Below are 17934 nucleotides of genomic sequence, written 5' to 3'. Positions count from 1 at the left end.
CTTTATGATCGTAAAAATTTTTTTGTCGCTAGTTTGTTTGAATGATGATTGGCAGTAAATCTTTTAGTTGTGTTTACTGTTGATACATTTAAATAGAATAATAATTGGAGATGTTGGATGAGCAATGCGCCCGTGAATAACGGCCGTCGACGCTTTTTAACTGCGGCTACCTCGGTAGTTGGTGGTGTCGGTGTTGTCGGTGTGGCTGTGCCTTTCATTGGATCCTGGAACCCAAGTGCTCGTGCGAAAGCAGCGGGTGCTCCAGTTGAAGTCAATGTTAGCAAAATAGAGCCTGGTCAATTAATTCGTGCCGAATGGCGTGGTAAACCTGTTTATGTTGTACGCCGAACCGATGAAATCGTGTCGTCGTTAGCAAATCATGAAGATCAATTGCGAGATCCGCAGTCGCAAGAGCCTCAACAACCAGAATACGCAGCTAACGGACACCGCTCTATCAAACCTGAGTTTATGGTGGCTTTAGGTGTATGTACTCACTTAGGCTGTGCTCCAACGTATCACAAAGGTGATTTCGAAGAAAAAGTTGAAGGTGTTAAAGATGGCTTTTTCTGTCCATGTCATGGTTCTAAATTTGATATGGCTGGTCGTGTATTCCAAGGGGTACCGGCACCATTAAACCTTGTTGTTCCAGAGCATTCGTTCCCAGATGATAGCACCTTGTTAGTTGGTGTCGCCCCAGGAGAAGCATAATGAATAACTTTATGGCTTGGATAGAAAAACGCTTACCGTTAATGGATGCGATCAACAAGCATGCTGCTCAGTATCCTGCTCCAAAGAACTTCAACTTTTGGTATGTTTTCGGTATTTTAGCGACCGTTGTTTTAGTTAACCAAATCCTTACCGGCATCTGGCTAACAATGAACTATGAACCATCTGGTGATGGCGCATTTGCTTCGATTGAATATATCATGCGCGACGTTGATTACGGATGGTTGTTACGTTACATGCATTCAACAGGTGCTTCCGCGTTCTTTATTGTTGTTTATATGCACATGTTCCGTGGCCTTATGTATGGCTCCTACCAAAAACCACGTGAATTATTGTGGATCTTCGGTATGTTCATCTTTTTAGTGCTTATGGCTGAAGCGTTCATGGGTTACTTATTACCATGGGGTAACATGTCATATTGGGGAGCTCAGGTAATTATCTCGCTCTTTGGTGCTATACCTGTTATCGGTGAAGATTTAACCATTTGGATCAAAGGTGACTATGTTATCTCTGGCGCAACGTTAAACCGTTTCTTCGCATTGCATGTTATCGCCTTACCATTAGTATTAGTTGTTTTAGTTTTCTTACATATCTTAGCGTTGCATGAAGTAGGTTCAAACAATCCTGATGGAACCGATATTAAAAAGCCAAAAGGCAGTGTGCCTGAAGCAGAGCAAAGTAAGTTTACTTTCCATAAACAATATACCAGCAAGTATGATATTGTTGATGCAATCCCGTTCCATCCTTACTACACCGTTAAGGACTTGGTCGCGGTTGTCATATTCTTAATCGGTTTCTGTTGGGTAATGTTCTTTGCACCTGAAGGTGGCGGTTACTTTATTGAAGCACCGAACTTTGAACCGGCTAACGGTTTAAAAACGCCAGAGCATATTGCTCCGGTATGGTACTTTGGTCCGTTCTATACGATTTTACGTGTCGTTCCTGACAAGCTGATGGGTGCTATTTTAATGTTCGCTGCCATCGGAATGTTATTCGCACTACCATGGTTTGACCGTGGCACGGTTAAGTCAATTCGTTATCGCAGCAAGTTACATACGTTAAACCTTATCCAGTTTGCGATCTGTTTCATTATTCTTGGTATTTTAGGTACTAAGCCAGCGACAGATTTGAACAACTTAATTGGTATAATAGCAAGCTTTGGTTATTTTGGTTTCTTTGTTGCCTTATGGGTATACAGTAAGAATGAGAAAACTAAGCCAGTTCCAGAGAGGGTAACAGGATAATGAAAAAGTTAATTATCGCACTATTAGCCATATTACCAACTTTGGTATTTGCTGCTGGTCCTGCCGTTGAACTTGATAAATCCAATATTGATTTATCAGACAAGGAATCATTAAAAAGAGGCTTTAGATCTTACTTAGACTACTGTCTTGCGTGTCATCAACTGCAATATCAACGTTACAACCGTACTTTCGCTGATTTAGGTATTAGTGAAGAAGAGGGCGTTGCTAACTGGATGCCGACAGGTGAAAAAGCAGGTGATCACATTACCAATAATATGCCAGCGAAAGAAGCGGCAAAATGGTTTGGTACGACACCACCTGACTTAACGTTAGAAGCTCGTCTAAGAAAGACGCCCGACTATATTTATACTTACTTACGCTCATTCTATGCTGACCCCGAGCGTCCGTTTGGTGTGAACAACAAAATCTTTAAAGATGTCGGTATGCCTCACGTATTGCAAAATTTACAAGGGGTTCAAACCCTTGATGAAAATGGTAATTTATTACCAGCGACAGGTGGTAAAATGACACCTGAGCAATATGACAACTTTGTTCGCGATTTAACTAATTTCTTGGCTTATGTATCTGAGCCAAACAAGTTAGAGCGTGAAGCAATGGGATACTGGGTAATTGGATTTTTAGTTATCTTGCTAATTTTCTCTTACCTGCTGAAGGTTGAATATTGGAGAGACGTTCACTAATTGTGAATAAGTGGTAACACTAAGTCTTTCTTGGGGGCACTTGCCCCCTTTTATAGTTTTATATTATTAAACATTGGAGGCGAAATGGCCGTAGCTGCAAACAAGCGCTCTGTAATGACGTTATATTCTCATGCAGATGATATGTATAGTCACCAAACACGTATCGTATTAGCGGAAAAAGGCGTTGGTGTCGATATACATTTGGTCGACTTGGCAAACTTGCCGGAAGATCTATTAGATCTTAACCCTTACGGTACTGTACCAACACTAATTGATCGTGAATTAGCACTTTATGAAGCATCAATTATTATTGAGTATTTAGATGAGCGATTTCCGCATCCACCATTAATGCCAGTGTACCCTGTTTCTCGCGGTCGCAGTCGTTTAATGATGCATCGTGTTGAGAATGACTGGTATAGTTTAGCTAAAGTCATCTTTAACGGTACCGCTGAGCAAGCAGAGAAAGCACGTCAAGAGCTGAAAGAGAGCTTACTTAGCGTAGCGCCAATCTTAAATGAAGCACCTTATTTCATGAGTGAAGAGTTTAGCTTGGTTGATTGCTATTTAGCGCCGTTGTTATGGCGTTTACCAGCGATGGGTATCGAGTTAACTGGTCAAGGCGCCAAAGAGTTAAAGTCTTACATGCTTAAGTTATTCGAACGTGATTCGTTCCAAGCATCACTGACTGAAGCTGAGCGTGAACTGCGTTTTGGGAATGCCGACTAATGAAAGATACCATGACGTCGAGTAAGCCTTACTTAGTTAGAGCTTTTTATGACTGGATATCTGATAACGGTTTAACGCCGTATATTGTCGTTGATGTTTCGGTATACGGCGTTTTGGTGCCTATGGCTTATGTTAATGATGGCCAAATTGTACTCAATATCTCTTCGTCTGCAGTTGGCGCAATATCAATGGCGGGCGACAACATAGAGTTTAGCGCACGATTTTCCGGGAAGCTTGAGCACCTTGTCATTCCTTTTGGTGCGGTAGCTGCTATTTACGCAAAAGAAAATGGTGCGGGTACTCAATTACCTATCGAGCACCCTGAAGTAGATGAAAATGAAACACTTGAAGAGCAATCTTCGTCATCTGCCAGTTTACAAAGCGTTGATAGTGACACGTCGATGGAACAAGGCGATGATGAAAATTCCTCAAAGCCGAAAAAAGGTAAGCCAAGTTTAACGGTTGTTAAATAAAACTGGTTGATATTTAGCTGATAAAAAACCACCGACAGGTGGTTTTTTTATGCGTTTTGGCAAAATGAAAACTTATACCAATTACATTAAATATTTAATGTAATTGGTATTATGGACTGACGTATTCAAACATTTTAAAGACCCGATTTACGCCTCCGACGTGGCGCGCTATGTTAACGGCTTTTTCAGCGTCATTGGCTTTAACTAAGCCCATTAAAAATACTTCGCCATTTTCGGTGACAACTTTGACGTTGGCAGCGTCTAACGAGTCGCTTTTGAAAAGTGCGGTTTTGACTTTTGAGGTTAGCCACACATCGTTACTGCGGGTGGTTAACGATGTGACATTACCAATACGTATTTGATTATAGACTTGTTTAACACCGTTAAGCTTTTCGATGGTCTTAATCGCTAAGTTTTTCAAGTGGGCGCTTGGCGCTTGCCCAACAATAAGTACACTGCCATTAACACTGACAACTTGCAGGTTCGTTTGATCTTTTAATCCTTCTATTTGGTTCAACGCGGCATGAGCGTCTAGCTCTAATTGTTGGTCGTTCAGTTGGGTGCCAATGGTTCGGTTGTCAGAAATTACGCTAGCGCCGCCAACAACACCAACCACGGCGGCAGCCATACAGCCTTGTAGTAATAGTGCACTGGCGATAATCGTTAATGAATGAGATATTTTCATTTTAATGCTCTTCCTGTGGAAATAAGGTACTGTCAATAAGGTCACATAGGCAGTGTATCGCCAACAAATGCACCTCTTGAATTCTTGATGCTCGTGCTGACGGTACACGAATTTCAACATCGGTTTCACCTAAAAGGCCAGCGATATCACCGCCATCATCGCCGGTTAATGCAACGATTGGCATATCACGCGCCACAGCGGCTTCAATGGCTTTAACGACATTTTTCGAATTACCACTGGTTGAGATTGCGAGTAAGACATCGCCATGATTTCCTAATGCTCTCACTTGTTTAGAAAAAACATCGTTCCAGTGATAGTCATTAGCGATCGACGTCATGGTGCTACTATCTGTGGTTAACGCAATGGCCGGTAAACTCGGGCGCTCTGCCTCATAACGATTTAACAACATTGAGGCAAAGTGTTGCGAAACCACTGCAGAGCCACCATTGCCACATGCCAATATCTTTTGACCATTTAACAAGCATTGTACAAGTAGCATTCCTGCTTGTTCCAAAGGTGCGGCAATAACTTCACTGGCGGCTATTTTAGTTTGTATGCTCTCGGTGAAATTACTTTTTATTCGTTCAAACATAAAGCTGGTACTCAATTAAAGGCATTAGTTAGCCAATGGACTTGCGGTTGCTCACTCTCATTGGCTAGGCGTTCAATAGCAACGATATCGAATCGGTATGCGGTATTATATTCATTTAATTGATGTTGTTGCAGGTATATTGATGCAGTTTTTTTAATTTTTTGCTGCTTAGCTTTGGAAACAGCCGCTAACGCACCACCAAACTGCTGGTCTTTACGGTATTTCACTTCAACAAAAACCAGGGTGTCTTTATCTTGCATGATCAGATCAATTTCACCAAATCGGCAATGATAGTTTTGACTGACGAGGATTAATCCTTGTTGATGTAAATAATCTAATGCAAATTGCTCCCAAAATTGACCTGTTTGTGTCGTTGTTTTATTTGTTAACCACTGCCACACTTTCTATTCCATCCCTGTTATATTGGCCCCACAGTAAACTTCTAACCAATAAGCGCTGCTCATTGAGCTGTAAAACGCCTGTTTGTCCATAATGGCGAATATAGGGGGCTGATTTCATCGCTTCGACTTTGTTTATCAAGCCTAAGCTATCATAGCCCATGGCAAAAATTCGTTGCAGGCTGTCACTTCGCTGCGGCCAAAGTTGTTGAGAAAGCTTAGCAAGCGGTTTGTTTTGTTGTTGGCTTGGCAATAACCAAGGCATTTCTGTAAAGGTTAGTCCGGCTAAGTCTCGAGAATCACTTTCATCAAACTGCCCACTATGACTTCGAGAGCTTGCATAAACCGGAATAAGTTTGGCAAATGGGCTAATGTTTACCTCAATATACGGCTTTAATAATCTGGTTTCATCCGCAGAGCCGATCAAATAAATCATATCGATATCTCTGCGATTACGGGTTTCCGTTTTTAACACCTGTTTCACTCTGATATCTAAGTCATTGATACGTGCTTGGCTGGCCTCAACTTCTAAGCTTTCTTTGAGTATTTTTTCCATGTTGTTGCCACGTTCAAAGTAGATAAGTTCAGGTGCTTGCTCATTGAGTTTTTGCCAAGTAGCGCTAAATTGCTCAGCAATCCGTTTGCTAGCATTGTCGTTATGACTGATCACTAAAGGATGTTTGAACTGTTTAGCACTTAAGGTTGATGCTGCTTGAATCGCTTCATCTTCTGGGCGCATTGAAAAAGCGACATGCTGTGAACCCAGTGACACGCCATTGACCGTGTTAAGTAGGAGTGTAGGAGTTGAGAGATTTTCTAGGCCAATATACGCTTCAACATTTTCTTTTAATAATGGCCCGATAACATAATCAATCGCGAGTTCGTCAAATTGTGTCGCTAAGGTGTCGAGTTGCCATTGGTTTGAGTCTATAAAGTGTAAGGTAAGCGTCTCATCGTTACTGTAAGCTGCAAGTAGGCCCTCTTGAGCAACACGACCAGCGAGCTCCTGCTTTCCAGATAACGGTAAGATAACCGCGATATTTTTTAGGACAGGTGTCAACGTGCTTTCTGCGTTAGCTTTAAGTTGCTCAGCGATATGATTGGCGGGGTGTGTAGGGAAATCTTGCTGCCAAAGTGCAATATAGCGAATTAAGGTCGCATTATCATGACCAAACTGGTGACTGTAAGACAACAAGCGCTGCCAACCATCATAAAGCGGCGGGTTTAGTAAGGCGAGTTGGTCTGCTTGCCAGTTTGATAGCCTCGCAAGCTTATACCAAATGTTATCTATTAGCTCCTCCGATGCACTATTATCGATTGTAAACGCATGTAGCTGAGCATTTAGCGCATGTAGTTCTTGTTTTTTAAGTTCAGCTAGCTGTTGTTTAAGTTTGAGTGCGGTTAGGTTTGGCCCGATTTGGTGTTGTTGTTCTAGTGCTTGTAGTAATTGCAAGTTTTGTGTTGCTTGCGCTAGCAGGGATAATTCAATAAAGCCTTGAAGTTTGATTAATGCCAATTGATAGCGTTGTTGCGGTGATAATGAAAAGCTACTGAGTAGTTCTGTTAACCATATTGCCTGATAATGCTGTTGCTCGTTTGAGAATCGCTGCGCAGCAGAAAATAAGGTGCTAATTGCTTGTTCACTGTCTTGCGCTTTTGCTTGTTCAACCAACTCTTCACCACTGTATTGTTTGGTTTGCGCAGATTCAGTTGAAGGCGTTGAGCTTGGTTGAGTCACTGGCTGAGGTTTTTGGTTTGCACAGCTGGTGAGATAGCTAAGCGCGAGAATTGTCAGAATATATTTGCTAATGCGGGAAGCTAGACTCAAAACAGATTTGGGTGCGTGGCTATAGTGCTTTATAATAAACTTCATTTTTTGAGTCTCAATACAAGTAAAATTTATGACGCAGACATTTGTCGAAACCAGCACATTATATATAGTGGCTACGCCAATCGGCAACCTAGCTGATATTACTCAACGCGCATTGTCTGTGTTAGCCAATGTTGATGTCATTGCCTGTGAAGATACCAGACATACTCAAAAGCTGCTATCAGCTTATTCAATAAAAAACAAAACTTTAAGCTTACATGATCATAATGAGAGTCAACGACAAGCGCAAATCGCTGACATGTTGAGTGAAGGCAAAAGCATTGCGTTGGTTTCCGATGCAGGTACACCGCTGATCAGTGATCCCGGTTATCATATTGTCAGCTACTTAAAAGCCAGAGATTTTAACGTGGTTCCTATTCCGGGAGCTTGCGCAGCGATAACGGCATTGTCTGCTGCTGGCTTACCAACCGATCGTTTCTCCTTTGAAGGGTTCTTACCCTCAAAGTCAGGCGCAAGGAAAAAAGTGTTAGCAGAATTAGTCAATGAACCTCGGACCATGGTTTTTTATGATGCGCCGCGCCGCGCAATAGATACCATCGAAGATATTGTCACTGTTTTAGGCCCTGATAGGCACGTTGTCATTGCTCGGGAATTAACCAAGACGTTTGAAACTATCCATCGAAACAGTGCTGGTGAATTACTTGCTTGGTTGCAAGAAGATGCCAATCAATTAAAAGGTGAAATGGTATTAATTATTGAGGGATACAAAAGTAATCCTGACGATATTCCAGCGAAAGCAATAGACACGTTAAAATTGTTACTGGCGCACATGAAGCCTAAAACCGCTTGTGCGATCGCTGCTGATATTCACGGCGTTAAAAAAAATGCTCTGTATGAGCTAGCGCTCAGTCTAAAAAACTAACAGCATTGATTGGCTTTCAACACGAATTACCGTAAAATGCGCGCCGAGTTAACTAGACAATCGCTGCCTGTGACGAAAATGATCAGGGGGAGGAAAGTCCGGGCTCCACAGAGCAGGGTGCCAGGTAACGCCTGGGGGGCGAAAGCCTACGACAAGTGCAGCAGAGAGGAAACCGCCGATGGCTATCTTAATTTATTAAGAGAGCACAGGTAAGGGTGAAAGGGTGCGGTAAGAGCGCACCGGACCGCTAGTAATAGTGCGTTGCAAGGTAAACTCCACCCGGAGCAAGACCAAATAGGGTTCTACGATTCTTATGAATTAATGCGTGGCTCGCGTTAGAACCGGGTAGGTTGCTTGAGCGATGGAGCGATCCATCGCCTAGACGAATGATTGTCACTTTTCTTTACTTCGGTAAAAAGAGATACAGAACCCGGCTTATCGGTTGGCTCAAAAATTTTAGAAGCCGCTTGAATTTCAAGCGGTTATCTAAAATTTCTTAAATTTAAAATCATTAAATCCAAAAATTGGTACACGGGTTGGTACACGGTTTTGATTTTTCACTTCAAAATTTTTACTTTAAAAATTGCTTAGAAACTTGTTTTGGCTGTGATTTTTTCCAGTTAAGATCATTTCAACTTTTTAAATCAAAGCGATAAAAATTGCTACACGGTTTGATACACGGTGACCTACTTAATTAATTGAAATGAAAGTTGTAGCTGGGAGCAAGTACTTATATCTGCGCAAACAGTGGTTTTATTTTCGAATAAGACTACCCAAACGGTTAGGAATGCGAGAAATCCGCTTTGGTTTACAAACACAAAACCTGATCTCAGCGGTTAACCGTATTAACCAATTCAAACCCTACATTCAACAGCTAAAACAGCTTGTTATCACATCCAAATCATTAGACACTAGTGAAGTAAAACCGCAGTTGATAAAGATTAAGGATGCCATGTTGAAGCAACTACAAGTAAGCGATATTGATACCTTGATTGCTGGCATGGAGCAAGGTTATTCAAACGGTGCTCATGCGCTTAATGTTCTTGGTCAAACTGTAGTGGTATAACGAATTTGGCCACCTAATTAATAGTTCCAAACAGGCTAAACTGTGTTAACTAGTTTGGAACTGTATTTTCAATATATACAGTGTCTTAAATGAGTGGTTGAAGTTGACTTATCGGTCAACTCACTATTTCAATAGAAAAGCCCTTGCAGTAATGCAGGGGCTTATTTGTCATATACAACTTTTCAAAAGTGTCAGTCAACGGCTGTCGATGATGCTAATTTCAACATTAACTAATGGTAATGTATTAGCCTAATGCTTTTTGTTAGAATCTTATGAAGTGATTAATAACATTGATAAATTGTCGTGAAAGTCCTCATTGTTGAAGATAGCCAAGAAGTTTCAAACTATATTGCCAATGCATTACAGGAGTCGGGATATATAACTCAACAGGCTTTTAATGGTGAAGAAGGTTTGTTTTTCGCCCAATCTCAACGTTTTGATGTACTTGTTGTTGATAGGATGCTGCCCATTTTAGATGGCTTGAGTATGGTGAAACGTATACGTGAACAAGGAAACCTTGTACCCGTTTTAATGTTAAGCGCGTTAGGTGAAGTAGACGATAAAGTTAAAGGGTTTTCTCATGGCGCTGACGATTATTTAGCTAAACCTTTTGCTTATGTTGAATTGCACGCTCGGTTAAATGCTCTAGTTAGACGCAATAAACCCTCCTATGAACTCGGTCACAAAATGAGTTTGGCGGATTTAACGCTTGATTTGCGCAACCATAAAGTTACTCGCGCCAATCAGGTAGTAAAGCTTCAATCGCGAGAGTTTAAACTGTTGGAATATCTTCTTAGACATAAAGGTCAGTTGGTTACACGAACCATGCTACTTGAGAATGTTTGGGAGTATAATTTTGACCCTCAAACTAATGTTGTAGATGTCCATATCAGTCGCTTACGCAGTAAGGTAGATAAAGGCTTTGAACGTACTTTAATTTCTACTGTTAGAGGTGCGGGCTATATCATTAATGACTAGGTTCACCTTGCCTCGATTATCTATTTACACCCAAGCTTGGTTAGTAGGTGGTTTTTTTTGTGTCTTTTTACTTATCACTGTAGTGCTTTCTGTATTCACTACCCCGAATACACGTGAAAATCAAAATTATCTAAATTTTATTGCTGATCAAGTCAATGATATATATCAGGTAGCAGGTGTTAAAGGGTTATTAGAATTTAAAGGTATAAGATTGAATACGGTAAAAATTTTCTTGGTAAGTCATTCCAACGAAATCGTTTTTACTAGTAAAAGTCACTGGCACGTACCAAAAGAAGTGCTATCGAAAATATTGCACCTTCATGATGACACTATACAAAACTATGCCCCATCGGTTTCCAAGTTATCTTGGCCTACAATTAGCTTCAATTCTTTGATTAAATATAACAATAATAATATGCGGCTGATTGTTGTACAGCGTGTTACCAGCATAAACTCTGAGCTCAATGCTATATCATGGTTAATATGGGGTATCATAGTTATTGCTTTGTTTGTTGGTTTAGTTGGTATTTATATCGGCTTTTTTGTTAAAAAACGTTTGAGTGACATTAATGATAGCTGTCGATTGATTATTGAAAGTAGCGACTTGTCACAGAGAATTCAAAGAGATGGAACTAATAAAGACTTTGATATTCTTGTAAAAAATTTAAATCATCTGCTTGCACACAATGAACAGCTTGTTAGCGATATTAAGCAGGTAAACAATAATATTGCCCACGATTTGAGAACGCCTTTAACTAGGATTAAAAATAAGTTAGAAGGCGTCATGTCAAAACCTCTCAGTCTGCAAGAGCTTGAAGGCTTTCACTTAGCGTTAAAAAAAGATCTAGAAAATTTAAATAAGGTCTTTAATACCTTGTTGAGAATATCTCGCCTCGAGTCAGAGCAAGATAGCACTTCAATACAGCATGTTGACGTAAACATGTTATTAACTGATATCGTCGAATTTTACCAACCACTGGCAGAAGAAAAAGGCCAGAAAATTAATTTAAATACAACTAAGTTAGTCTTTAAGTGCGACAAGGATTTGCTTTTTCAAGCGCTGGCGAATTGTATCGAAAATGCAATTAAATATACGCCCAGAAGTGGAAAAATTACCATAATGGCTAGGCAACAAATTGATCAAGTATCAATAAGTATTTGTGACGACGGTATAGGCATACCAGCTAAAGAACGCGAAAAAGTGTTTCAACGGCTTTACCGTGTTGACTCAAGTAGAAGCACTGAAGGAAATGGGTTAGGGTTGGCTTTGGTAAAAGCGATAGTTGAGCTTCATCATGGTACCGTTTCTATCGCAAGCAATAATCCTGGTACTTGTATTACTTTATCCTTCCCCAATAACTAACAATTAAGCCCTTAATAAGTCAAAGCCTTTTCAATATAGCCTAGCCTCGATAACCTATTTTACGGTGAAGGTTACCATTTGGTAATGTTTGGGAAAAGTTGGGGTAATGTTCACTTGTTATCATGAATAAACTGGAATTCGACAAGGTCTACTCATGAAAACTCTATTTAAGCGTTCGTTAATATTAATCTTAGGCGCGGTTGTTTTACTGCTTGTAATTGGCCAAATTCTCAATCGCACAGCCGAATCTATCCCGCCACTGGGAAAAATGTTCTCTGTTGGGGATCACAAATTACATCTTTATTGCACTGGAGAAAAAAGCGAGCGTCCAACAGTTATTTTAGAAGCAGGTTTAGGTAACGCTGCCGCAGAATTTTACTTGTACCAAAAAGAATTAGAAAAAACAGAGCATGTGTGTAGCTATGACCGAGCAGGAGCAGGATGGAGTGAGTTAAGTGATGTGGCTGCAGAGCCTGAAAATATAAGTGAGCAACTTCAAACACTATTAAAAAATGCCAAAATAGCACCTCCCTTTGTATTTGCCAGCCATAGTATTGGTGCTTTGCATACTAGAATGTATGCTCATCACTATCCAGAAGAAGTAGCGGGTATTGTGTTTATTGATGGTAGTCATCCTGAAGAACATGGTCAGCAATCGTTGACCGCTCCTGATATGTTTGAAGAAAGCAATTTAAATAATCAGCTCAGGATGTTTCATGTTTTTGAGGTTTTTGCTCAACTGGGGGTATTTAGAATTTATAATCCGCTTGCTTTGCCAGAAAAGGTATTTCCAGAGCATATAATGACTGCAATAAATTATTATCGTTTATTACCTAAAAATTTTGCTGGTTTTATAAAAGAAGCACAATCAATTGAAGCCAGTTATCAGCAAACCCTAAATCGACAACACCTAGGAGATATTCCACTCGTTGTGGTTACAGGGCCATTTGTTGCGTTATCTCGTATCGAGGGAGAGCCACCTAATGAAACAGACGAGAAAATGATGGAAATTCATAAGAGTTTGCAGCTAAAAACCTTGGATTCATCAACTGAAAGCAAAATGGAAATAATTGAGGGCGCTTCACATATGAGTTTGATATTTGATAAAAATCATGCTTCACAAGTTGTTAAGCATATTTTAGATTTATTGAAATATATACACCTTAAAGCGAGTTAACTTATCGGTTGGCTCACCTATTTTATGCCGCTTAATTTACATTAGTAAGTTAAGCGGCAACACCTACAGCACTTCTTTATCAGACTTACCTAATCGCATAGCCATTTACATTCGCGCCGAGATTGGTCATATTCTTTACGTTTCAAATTTTTATTTTATACCAGACAAAGCTCAAACCGAGGTAAAAATGAATAAAGCGAGTTGTTTATGTAAAAGAGTGACGTTTGAAGTTAAAAGATTTGAGCCACAAGTAGCGCATTGTCATTGCAGCATGTGTCGTAAGTTTCATGGCGCAGCGTTTTCGACCTTTGGCGAAGTTAAGAAAGCAAATTTAATTTGGCTGACAGGCCAAGAAGACTTAGCGGAGTATCGTGCAGAAAATGATACTGTGAGAAGCTTCTGTCAGCACTGTGGCTCAAGCTTACTATTTGAGTCTCAGTATAATAGGCAAGCAGGAACGATAGAGGTCGCGTTAGCGGTGTTTGATCAACTCGACGTGATAAAGCCTAATGCTCATATTTATACCAGTAGCCAAGTACCATGGATAACGCTAAATGACGAGTTGCCCGTTTACTTGCATTATCGTGAATAACGAGTCCAGACGCCAAAGTTATTGATTTGATCTTAACTGGTTGACCTGGAAGGCTTAAAAACGTAAAAAGAAATCACCACCTGTGACTCATTGATTTTTAAAGTAACGGTAATGATTAAAGAGTAGTGAGACGCAGGTATCACAGACCCTTTTTAATCGATGAAATTTGTGCTTTGAGTGAGTCTGTCGTAATAGGATGAGGATGCCTTGGTGACTAAAATAGGTTATTTACTGTTATTGTTACTCAGTCTTTTTGCAAAGGCAGAAGTAGCTTACCAGCCAGATGTACTTGAACAATGCCTTGTTAAAGCAAGAGCTTTTAATGAGTTTACGTATGAGAGTGACATCGAAAGGGCATATGTTTTAAATCACGATAGATATTTTGCAGTCGTATTCTCTAAAGGGGCATTTGGAACAATTGAAGATCGAAGCCCTAATTACAAGAGTCTCTTATTTTGTGTTATTGATAGAAACTCAAAAATACAATTATTAGGTAGAAATTTGCAAACATTATGGATTGATGAGTTACCTGAATTATTTGAATTTAAAAATGAATTCGTTGAAGAAAAAGAAGTAGTATTTGTAAAAAATGAAAGTGGTAAATACGCTTTTAAAGGTCAAGTAATAAAGGAGACAAAGCTTAAAAGGGAAAAGTAATGAATTTTCTAAACCAATATGTCAGAGTGGTTGATGTTATGATTGTTGATTTCACAGATTACATAGCTTATCGAAAGCCGTGTTTAAATGGGGATATGATTTAATGACACTCTGCAAGGAATAAAAATATACATGATTTTAGTCAAGCTTCTCAGTGGCTCAATATTGATGGCGATGTGTGCCGCTGCATGCGCGGCAGATATAGTCAGTATGCGTTACGTTCTAAGTCCAAAGATTTCTTGCGATGAATCAGCAAAGGTTATAAACGTAATAGTGTCTAATTACTTTTCACAAAGCTTAAAGTTGAAAGAATCAGATCTTGGATTTAATGGTGAGTTGAAAAGAGAAATGTTTTCCGTTGTTGATGTCGATGACATTTATTTGGAAAGTATTTCTGATTCTCCCATGTATAATTATTTTAAAAAAGAAAGAAAATTATCTTTTACAGATTCTATAATTTTAAAGCCGGGCGAGAATTTCACTTTTGATGTATCACTTTATGACTTTTATGAATTAAAGAAAGACGTTCTTTATTTGATTACGATATTTAAACCAAACGTAAAAAATGAATTAGATAATGAGATAAAAAGGTTTAATATTCTTTCAAATACAATTTTGTTTGATGGAAAAACTTGTAGAACGTTAAAAAATGAAGAAATTTATCAATTGATAGAAAAAAGCAAGAGAGTGGATTCCTTGGCTCCCTGACCTTTCCCACTGAAAAATAACGCAGGTCAGGTACAAATTAAGCTATTGTTTACACTGTCAAAACAGCTTTAATTTCAAGGATGATATTTGGCGAGATCATCGGCAGTAAGCTCTTAGCCAAAAATACACCTGAAACAAACCCCTTTTGACTGAGGGATATGGATTAAGTCGCCACCATGATTGACCATGATTTGTTTAGATAAACTTAAGCCTATACCTGAGCCCCCTTGTTTGGTGGTAAAAAATGGCACAAAAATCATCTCTACTATGTGCGGGGCGATAGCATGACCGTTATTAAATACGTCTATATAAAGTTGTTGGGCATGGTTCTTAGCAAGGGTAATGGTAACGATGGCTTGCTGCCCTTGTGTGAGGTTGGCGGAAGCGGAGGTAAGCGCTTCTAAGGCATTTTTTAGTAGGTTAATCAATACTTGTTCGATTTGCCCGCTATCGACCATCACTAGCTGTTGGCATTGAACTTCGAGTGTCAAGTTGACGCCTTGGTTATTGAATTGTGGTCGATGTAACTGCTCAATTTGTTGCAAAATAACTTTAAGATCACAGGTAGTGAGCTCTGGTTGCGGTAATCGACTAACTTCACGGAACCCTTGAACAAATTCACTTAAATAATCTGTGCGCGATCTAATGGTATTTAGCGCTCTATGTAGGTCATTTTTATTTTCATCGTCTTGAAAACAAAGTGTTTGTGGCAAAAGGTTAATACAAGTCTCAGCAATTGACGACAATGGCGTAACAGAGTTGGCTACTTCATGGGTAAGTACTTGCGTTAGTTGTTTATAGGCTTGTTGTTCTCTATGCGCTAAAACCTCATGAATAGACTGCAAGGTGATTATTTTCCTCACTTTCCCCTGTATTTCTGCAAGGCTTATTTGTACGCTAAGCGTGTCTTTTTGCTCGCCATTAAGCCATTGCGCTGAGCCTCGAAAACTTTTACTCGTTGTACTAATCAGTTCTCCAATATGCTTTAGCTCGCTCAGTAACGTTATTTTTTTACCTAATAATTTTGCCAAAGCTGGGTTTGATTCAACAATGTTCCCTTGCTCATCACATACCAACACACCAAGGTCAATATGCGTTAATAATGCATTTAGAAATTCATTTTGTCGCTCAGCATTAAATCGAGCGTGCTGCATTTGATGATTGATGCGTTTAAAATAATGTTGCATTAGGTTTGAGGGGCTATAACCGAGCGTGTTATCACCATTAGCTAAGGCTCTAATGACTTGCAACGGCTGCTGAGATTGCAGCTTGAACTGTGCAACGAGTGTCGAGGTAAGTATTATCGCGACAATTAAGAATAATAGCGCTGTTGCGGAAGCACCTAAGTTACTATAGCTGATAGTTAACAAGGCGATGCTAACAATTAACGCGCTAATGTTAAGGGTTAACTGAATTTGTTGGCGTAATGACATCATTCTCTGCAGGTAAATTGGGTAAGTGGGTTAAAGGTCGTATTTTTCAAGACGGCGATACATAGCACCTCTTGTAATACCTAGGGCTTTTGCTGCTTTACTGACGCTTCCCTGGTAATGTTTTAATGCAGCTCGAATGGCACGTCGTTCTAAAACTGCTAAGTTAAAGGTATCGAACTTGCCAGTGTCACTTATTTGGGATGATATATCTTCCTGTGGAGAATTCGAAATGGAAGCGGGCGTGATGTTTATTACTGAACGAATGTCTAACCCTTGATCATCACTGAGAATAACAGCGCGTTCAATCGTGTGAGCTAATTCTCTAACATTCCCCGGCCATTTATAGTGAACTAGTGCTTCCATATCGTTATTGGTGATGCTTAATTGTCGCTTGTACTTTTGACAAAAATGATTAAGAAAGTATTGGGTTAATAAGGGGATGTCTTCTTGGCGCTCACGCAAAGGCGGCAAGCGGATTTCTATCGTGTTGATACGATAAAGTAAATCTTGTCTAAAACTCCCATCTTTAACAGCTTGCTGTAAGTTCTCATTGGTGGCGCAAATCAGTCGGATATCAATATCAAGAACTTTACTGCTGCCGACAGGGGTGATTTTTCTGTTTTGCAGTGCTGCTAACAGCGTTGCCTGTTGATTCATCGGAAGGTTGCCTAATTCATCAAGAAATAAGCTGCCACCATGAGCCAGTTCGAAGCGGCCGATTCTATCTGCTTTAGCATCGGTAAATGCCCCTTTTTTATGACCAAATAATTCACTTTCAAATAAGCTTTGTGAAACCGATCCCATGTCTAAACTAATCAAGGCCTGGTTGCTCCGTGGACTCGCTAAATGTACCGCATGAGCAACTAATTCTTTACCGGTACCTGACTCTCCTGTGATCAATATATTAGCATCTGTTTGAGCAGCTTTTTCTATAGTGTGAAACACTTTTTGCATTGCAGGGCTTTGGCCCAATAGCTGAAATTTTTGGTTAGCTAAAGCTTGGCTTAAGCCTTGCGTTTTGCGGGTTAATTTTCCGACTTGTTGCTTGTCATTTGCATGAGAAAATGCGGCGGCAATAACGGCTAGTAATTGTTCATTTTTCCAGGGTTTAGCAATAAAGTCGGCAGCGCCTGCTTTAATTGCATCAACGGCTAATCGAACATCGCTATACGCTGTCATTAATACCACTACGGCAGAAGACTCTTGCGCAATTATCTTTCTAAGCCAGTAAAACCCTTCTTGACCGCTGATAGCGTCACTATCAAAATTCATATCAAGTAAAATCACTTCAATACTCTCTTTACTGAGTATGTCGTCAATGTCGAATGGGTTATTGGTTGTGATCACTTTTTGATAGTGCTGTTTTAGCAACAGTTCCACAGCAATGAGAATGTCGGCGTTGTCGTCAACAATTAAAATAGAACCAGCTTGCATGGTAGTGATAAGTTATTGTGATTTTTTAATACTCTACCTAGTTTGCTAAAACCTGTCTATTAAAATGTCCATTAATGGACAAATCTGATCGTGTTGTTCTATTTTCGGACGCTTGAGCTTTTTGTTAATGATTACGCTCCTATTATCTACTTGTTATTTATGGTTTTTTTTAGTTGGCATAATAGTTGTAGTTGTAATGACAGAGATTAGTGAGACGGTTGGTTATTG

General features: G+C 39.8%; 19 protein-coding genes and 1 other RNA gene. 14 read left to right on the top strand and 6 right to left on the bottom strand.

Features of this window, described 5'->3' with window-relative positions:
• Positions 1-117: 117 nt before the first annotated feature.
• The 5 genes from petA (at position 118) to ACSLUH_RS14320 (ending at position 3870) form a co-directional block, all read left to right on the top strand.
• Positions 118-708, top strand: a complete 591-nt coding sequence (petA, locus tag ACSLUH_RS14340; protein WP_448568171.1) for a ubiquinol-cytochrome c reductase iron-sulfur subunit — start codon at positions 118-120, stop codon at positions 706-708.
• The gene (locus ACSLUH_RS14335; protein WP_448568169.1) at positions 708-1970 is read left to right on the top strand and encodes a cytochrome b; all 1263 of its coding nucleotides are present in this window, start codon (positions 708-710) and stop codon (positions 1968-1970) included. Before petA ends, ACSLUH_RS14335 begins: the two co-directional genes overlap by 1 nt.
• Positions 1970-2671, top strand: coding sequence for a cytochrome c1 (locus ACSLUH_RS14330; RefSeq protein ID WP_448568167.1), 702 nt, complete (start codon positions 1970-1972; stop codon positions 2669-2671). Before ACSLUH_RS14335 ends, ACSLUH_RS14330 begins: the two co-directional genes overlap by 1 nt.
• Positions 2672-2755: 84 nt before the next feature.
• Positions 2756-3397, top strand: coding sequence for a stringent starvation protein SspA (sspA, locus tag ACSLUH_RS14325; RefSeq protein WP_448568165.1), 642 nt, complete (start codon positions 2756-2758; stop codon positions 3395-3397).
• Positions 3397-3870, top strand: coding sequence for a ClpXP protease specificity-enhancing factor (locus ACSLUH_RS14320; protein ID WP_448568163.1), 474 nt, complete (start codon positions 3397-3399; stop codon positions 3868-3870). The genes sspA and ACSLUH_RS14320 overlap by 1 nt, the downstream gene beginning before the upstream one ends.
• 109 nt (positions 3871-3979) lie before the next feature.
• Here ACSLUH_RS14320 and dolP read toward each other — a convergent pair whose 3' ends face one another.
• Genes dolP through ACSLUH_RS14300 form a run of 4 tightly spaced genes read right to left on the bottom strand, consistent with a single transcriptional unit; the run spans position 3980 to position 7418 of the window.
• Positions 3980-4555: a division/outer membrane stress-associated lipid-binding lipoprotein gene (gene dolP, locus ACSLUH_RS14315; RefSeq protein WP_448568161.1), complete on the bottom strand. Its 576-nt coding sequence runs from the start codon at positions 4553-4555 to the stop codon at positions 3980-3982.
• 1 nt (position 4556) lies between these two features.
• The gene (locus ACSLUH_RS14310; RefSeq protein WP_448568159.1) at positions 4557-5147 is read right to left on the bottom strand and encodes a phosphoheptose isomerase; all 591 of its coding nucleotides are present in this window, start codon (positions 5145-5147) and stop codon (positions 4557-4559) included.
• A gap of 11 nt (positions 5148-5158) precedes the next feature.
• Positions 5159-5548 (bottom strand): YraN family protein, encoded by a 390-nt coding sequence (locus ACSLUH_RS14305; RefSeq protein WP_448568157.1) that lies wholly within the window; start codon positions 5546-5548, stop codon positions 5159-5161.
• On the bottom strand, positions 5526-7418 hold the full coding sequence (locus ACSLUH_RS14300) for a penicillin-binding protein activator (RefSeq protein WP_448568155.1): 1893 nt from the start codon (positions 7416-7418) through the stop codon (positions 5526-5528). The genes ACSLUH_RS14305 and ACSLUH_RS14300 overlap by 23 nt, the downstream gene beginning before the upstream one ends.
• Positions 7419-7446: 28 nt before the next feature.
• On the opposite strand from ACSLUH_RS14300, the gene rsmI reads away from it, so the two are divergent.
• The 9 genes from rsmI to ACSLUH_RS14255 all read left to right on the top strand — a co-directional run bounded on the left by rsmI (position 7447) and on the right by ACSLUH_RS14255 (position 14839).
• Positions 7447-8298, top strand: coding sequence for a 16S rRNA (cytidine(1402)-2'-O)-methyltransferase (rsmI, locus tag ACSLUH_RS14295; protein ID WP_448568153.1), 852 nt, complete (start codon positions 7447-7449; stop codon positions 8296-8298).
• Positions 8299-8342: 44 nt separating this feature from the next.
• Positions 8343-8752: RNase P RNA component class A (gene rnpB, locus ACSLUH_RS14290), an RNA gene on the top strand.
• A 249-nt stretch (positions 8753-9001) separates the two neighbouring features.
• Positions 9002-9364 (top strand): DUF6538 domain-containing protein, encoded by a 363-nt coding sequence (locus ACSLUH_RS14285; RefSeq protein WP_448568151.1) that lies wholly within the window; start codon positions 9002-9004, stop codon positions 9362-9364.
• 303 nt (positions 9365-9667) lie between these two features.
• Positions 9668-10342 (top strand): response regulator transcription factor, encoded by a 675-nt coding sequence (locus ACSLUH_RS14280; protein ID WP_448568149.1) that lies wholly within the window; start codon positions 9668-9670, stop codon positions 10340-10342.
• Between the two features lie 211 nt (positions 10343-10553).
• Complete coding sequence (locus tag ACSLUH_RS14275) at positions 10554-11705, top strand: sensor histidine kinase (protein WP_448568147.1); 1152 nt, start codon at positions 10554-10556, stop codon at positions 11703-11705.
• A gap of 154 nt (positions 11706-11859) precedes the next feature.
• Positions 11860-12882, top strand: a complete 1023-nt coding sequence (locus tag ACSLUH_RS14270) for an alpha/beta fold hydrolase (RefSeq protein ID WP_448568145.1) — start codon at positions 11860-11862, stop codon at positions 12880-12882.
• Positions 12883-13069: 187 nt separating this feature from the next.
• Positions 13070-13474, top strand: a complete 405-nt coding sequence (locus ACSLUH_RS14265) for a GFA family protein (protein ID WP_448568143.1) — start codon at positions 13070-13072, stop codon at positions 13472-13474.
• Between the two features lie 210 nt (positions 13475-13684).
• A complete protein-coding gene (locus ACSLUH_RS14260; RefSeq protein WP_448568141.1) occupies positions 13685-14131 on the top strand; it encodes a hypothetical protein in 447 nt (148 codons plus the stop codon).
• A gap of 132 nt (positions 14132-14263) precedes the next feature.
• Entirely contained in the window at positions 14264-14839 is a 576-nt protein-coding gene (locus ACSLUH_RS14255; protein ID WP_448568139.1) for a hypothetical protein, read from the top strand.
• Between the two features lie 113 nt (positions 14840-14952).
• Here ACSLUH_RS14255 and ACSLUH_RS14250 read toward each other — a convergent pair whose 3' ends face one another.
• Both ACSLUH_RS14250 and ACSLUH_RS14245 read right to left on the bottom strand, forming a co-directional pair.
• Entirely contained in the window at positions 14953-16275 is a 1323-nt protein-coding gene (locus tag ACSLUH_RS14250; RefSeq protein ID WP_448568137.1) for a sensor histidine kinase, read from the bottom strand.
• A 27-nt stretch (positions 16276-16302) separates the two neighbouring features.
• The gene (locus ACSLUH_RS14245) at positions 16303-17706 is read right to left on the bottom strand and encodes a sigma-54-dependent transcriptional regulator (RefSeq protein WP_448568135.1); all 1404 of its coding nucleotides are present in this window, start codon (positions 17704-17706) and stop codon (positions 16303-16305) included.
• Between the last annotated feature and the right edge of the window lie 228 nt (positions 17707-17934).

The organism is Thalassotalea ganghwensis (assembly GCF_053485795.1).
The sequence above is the reverse complement of the archived record's forward strand: the minus strand, read 5'-3'. Positions and strand labels throughout refer to the sequence as shown.

Coding starts and splice junctions, on each gene's coding strand:
- petA (WP_448568171.1), top strand. CDS start 118: ATGAGCAATGCGCCCGTGAATAACGGCCGTCGACGCTTTTTAACTGCG.
- ACSLUH_RS14335 (WP_448568169.1), top strand. CDS start 708: ATGAATAACTTTATGGCTTGGATAGAAAAACGCTTACCGTTAATGGAT.
- ACSLUH_RS14330 (WP_448568167.1), top strand. CDS start 1,970: ATGAAAAAGTTAATTATCGCACTATTAGCCATATTACCAACTTTGGTA.
- sspA (WP_448568165.1), top strand. CDS start 2,756: ATGGCCGTAGCTGCAAACAAGCGCTCTGTAATGACGTTATATTCTCAT.
- ACSLUH_RS14320 (WP_448568163.1), top strand. CDS start 3,397: ATGAAAGATACCATGACGTCGAGTAAGCCTTACTTAGTTAGAGCTTTT.
- dolP (WP_448568161.1), bottom strand. CDS start 4,555: ATGAAAATATCTCATTCATTAACGATTATCGCCAGTGCACTATTACTA.
- ACSLUH_RS14310 (WP_448568159.1), bottom strand. CDS start 5,147: ATGTTTGAACGAATAAAAAGTAATTTCACCGAGAGCATACAAACTAAA.
- ACSLUH_RS14300 (WP_448568155.1), bottom strand. CDS start 7,418: ATGAAGTTTATTATAAAGCACTATAGCCACGCACCCAAATCTGTTTTG.
- rsmI (WP_448568153.1), top strand. CDS start 7,447: ATGACGCAGACATTTGTCGAAACCAGCACATTATATATAGTGGCTACG.
- ACSLUH_RS14285 (WP_448568151.1), top strand. CDS start 9,002: ATGAAAGTTGTAGCTGGGAGCAAGTACTTATATCTGCGCAAACAGTGG.
- ACSLUH_RS14270 (WP_448568145.1), top strand. CDS start 11,860: ATGAAAACTCTATTTAAGCGTTCGTTAATATTAATCTTAGGCGCGGTT.
- ACSLUH_RS14265 (WP_448568143.1), top strand. CDS start 13,070: ATGAATAAAGCGAGTTGTTTATGTAAAAGAGTGACGTTTGAAGTTAAA.
- ACSLUH_RS14255 (WP_448568139.1), top strand. CDS start 14,264: ATGATTTTAGTCAAGCTTCTCAGTGGCTCAATATTGATGGCGATGTGT.
- ACSLUH_RS14250 (WP_448568137.1), bottom strand. CDS start 16,275: ATGATGTCATTACGCCAACAAATTCAGTTAACCCTTAACATTAGCGCG.
- ACSLUH_RS14245 (WP_448568135.1), bottom strand. CDS start 17,706: ATGCAAGCTGGTTCTATTTTAATTGTTGACGACAACGCCGACATTCTC.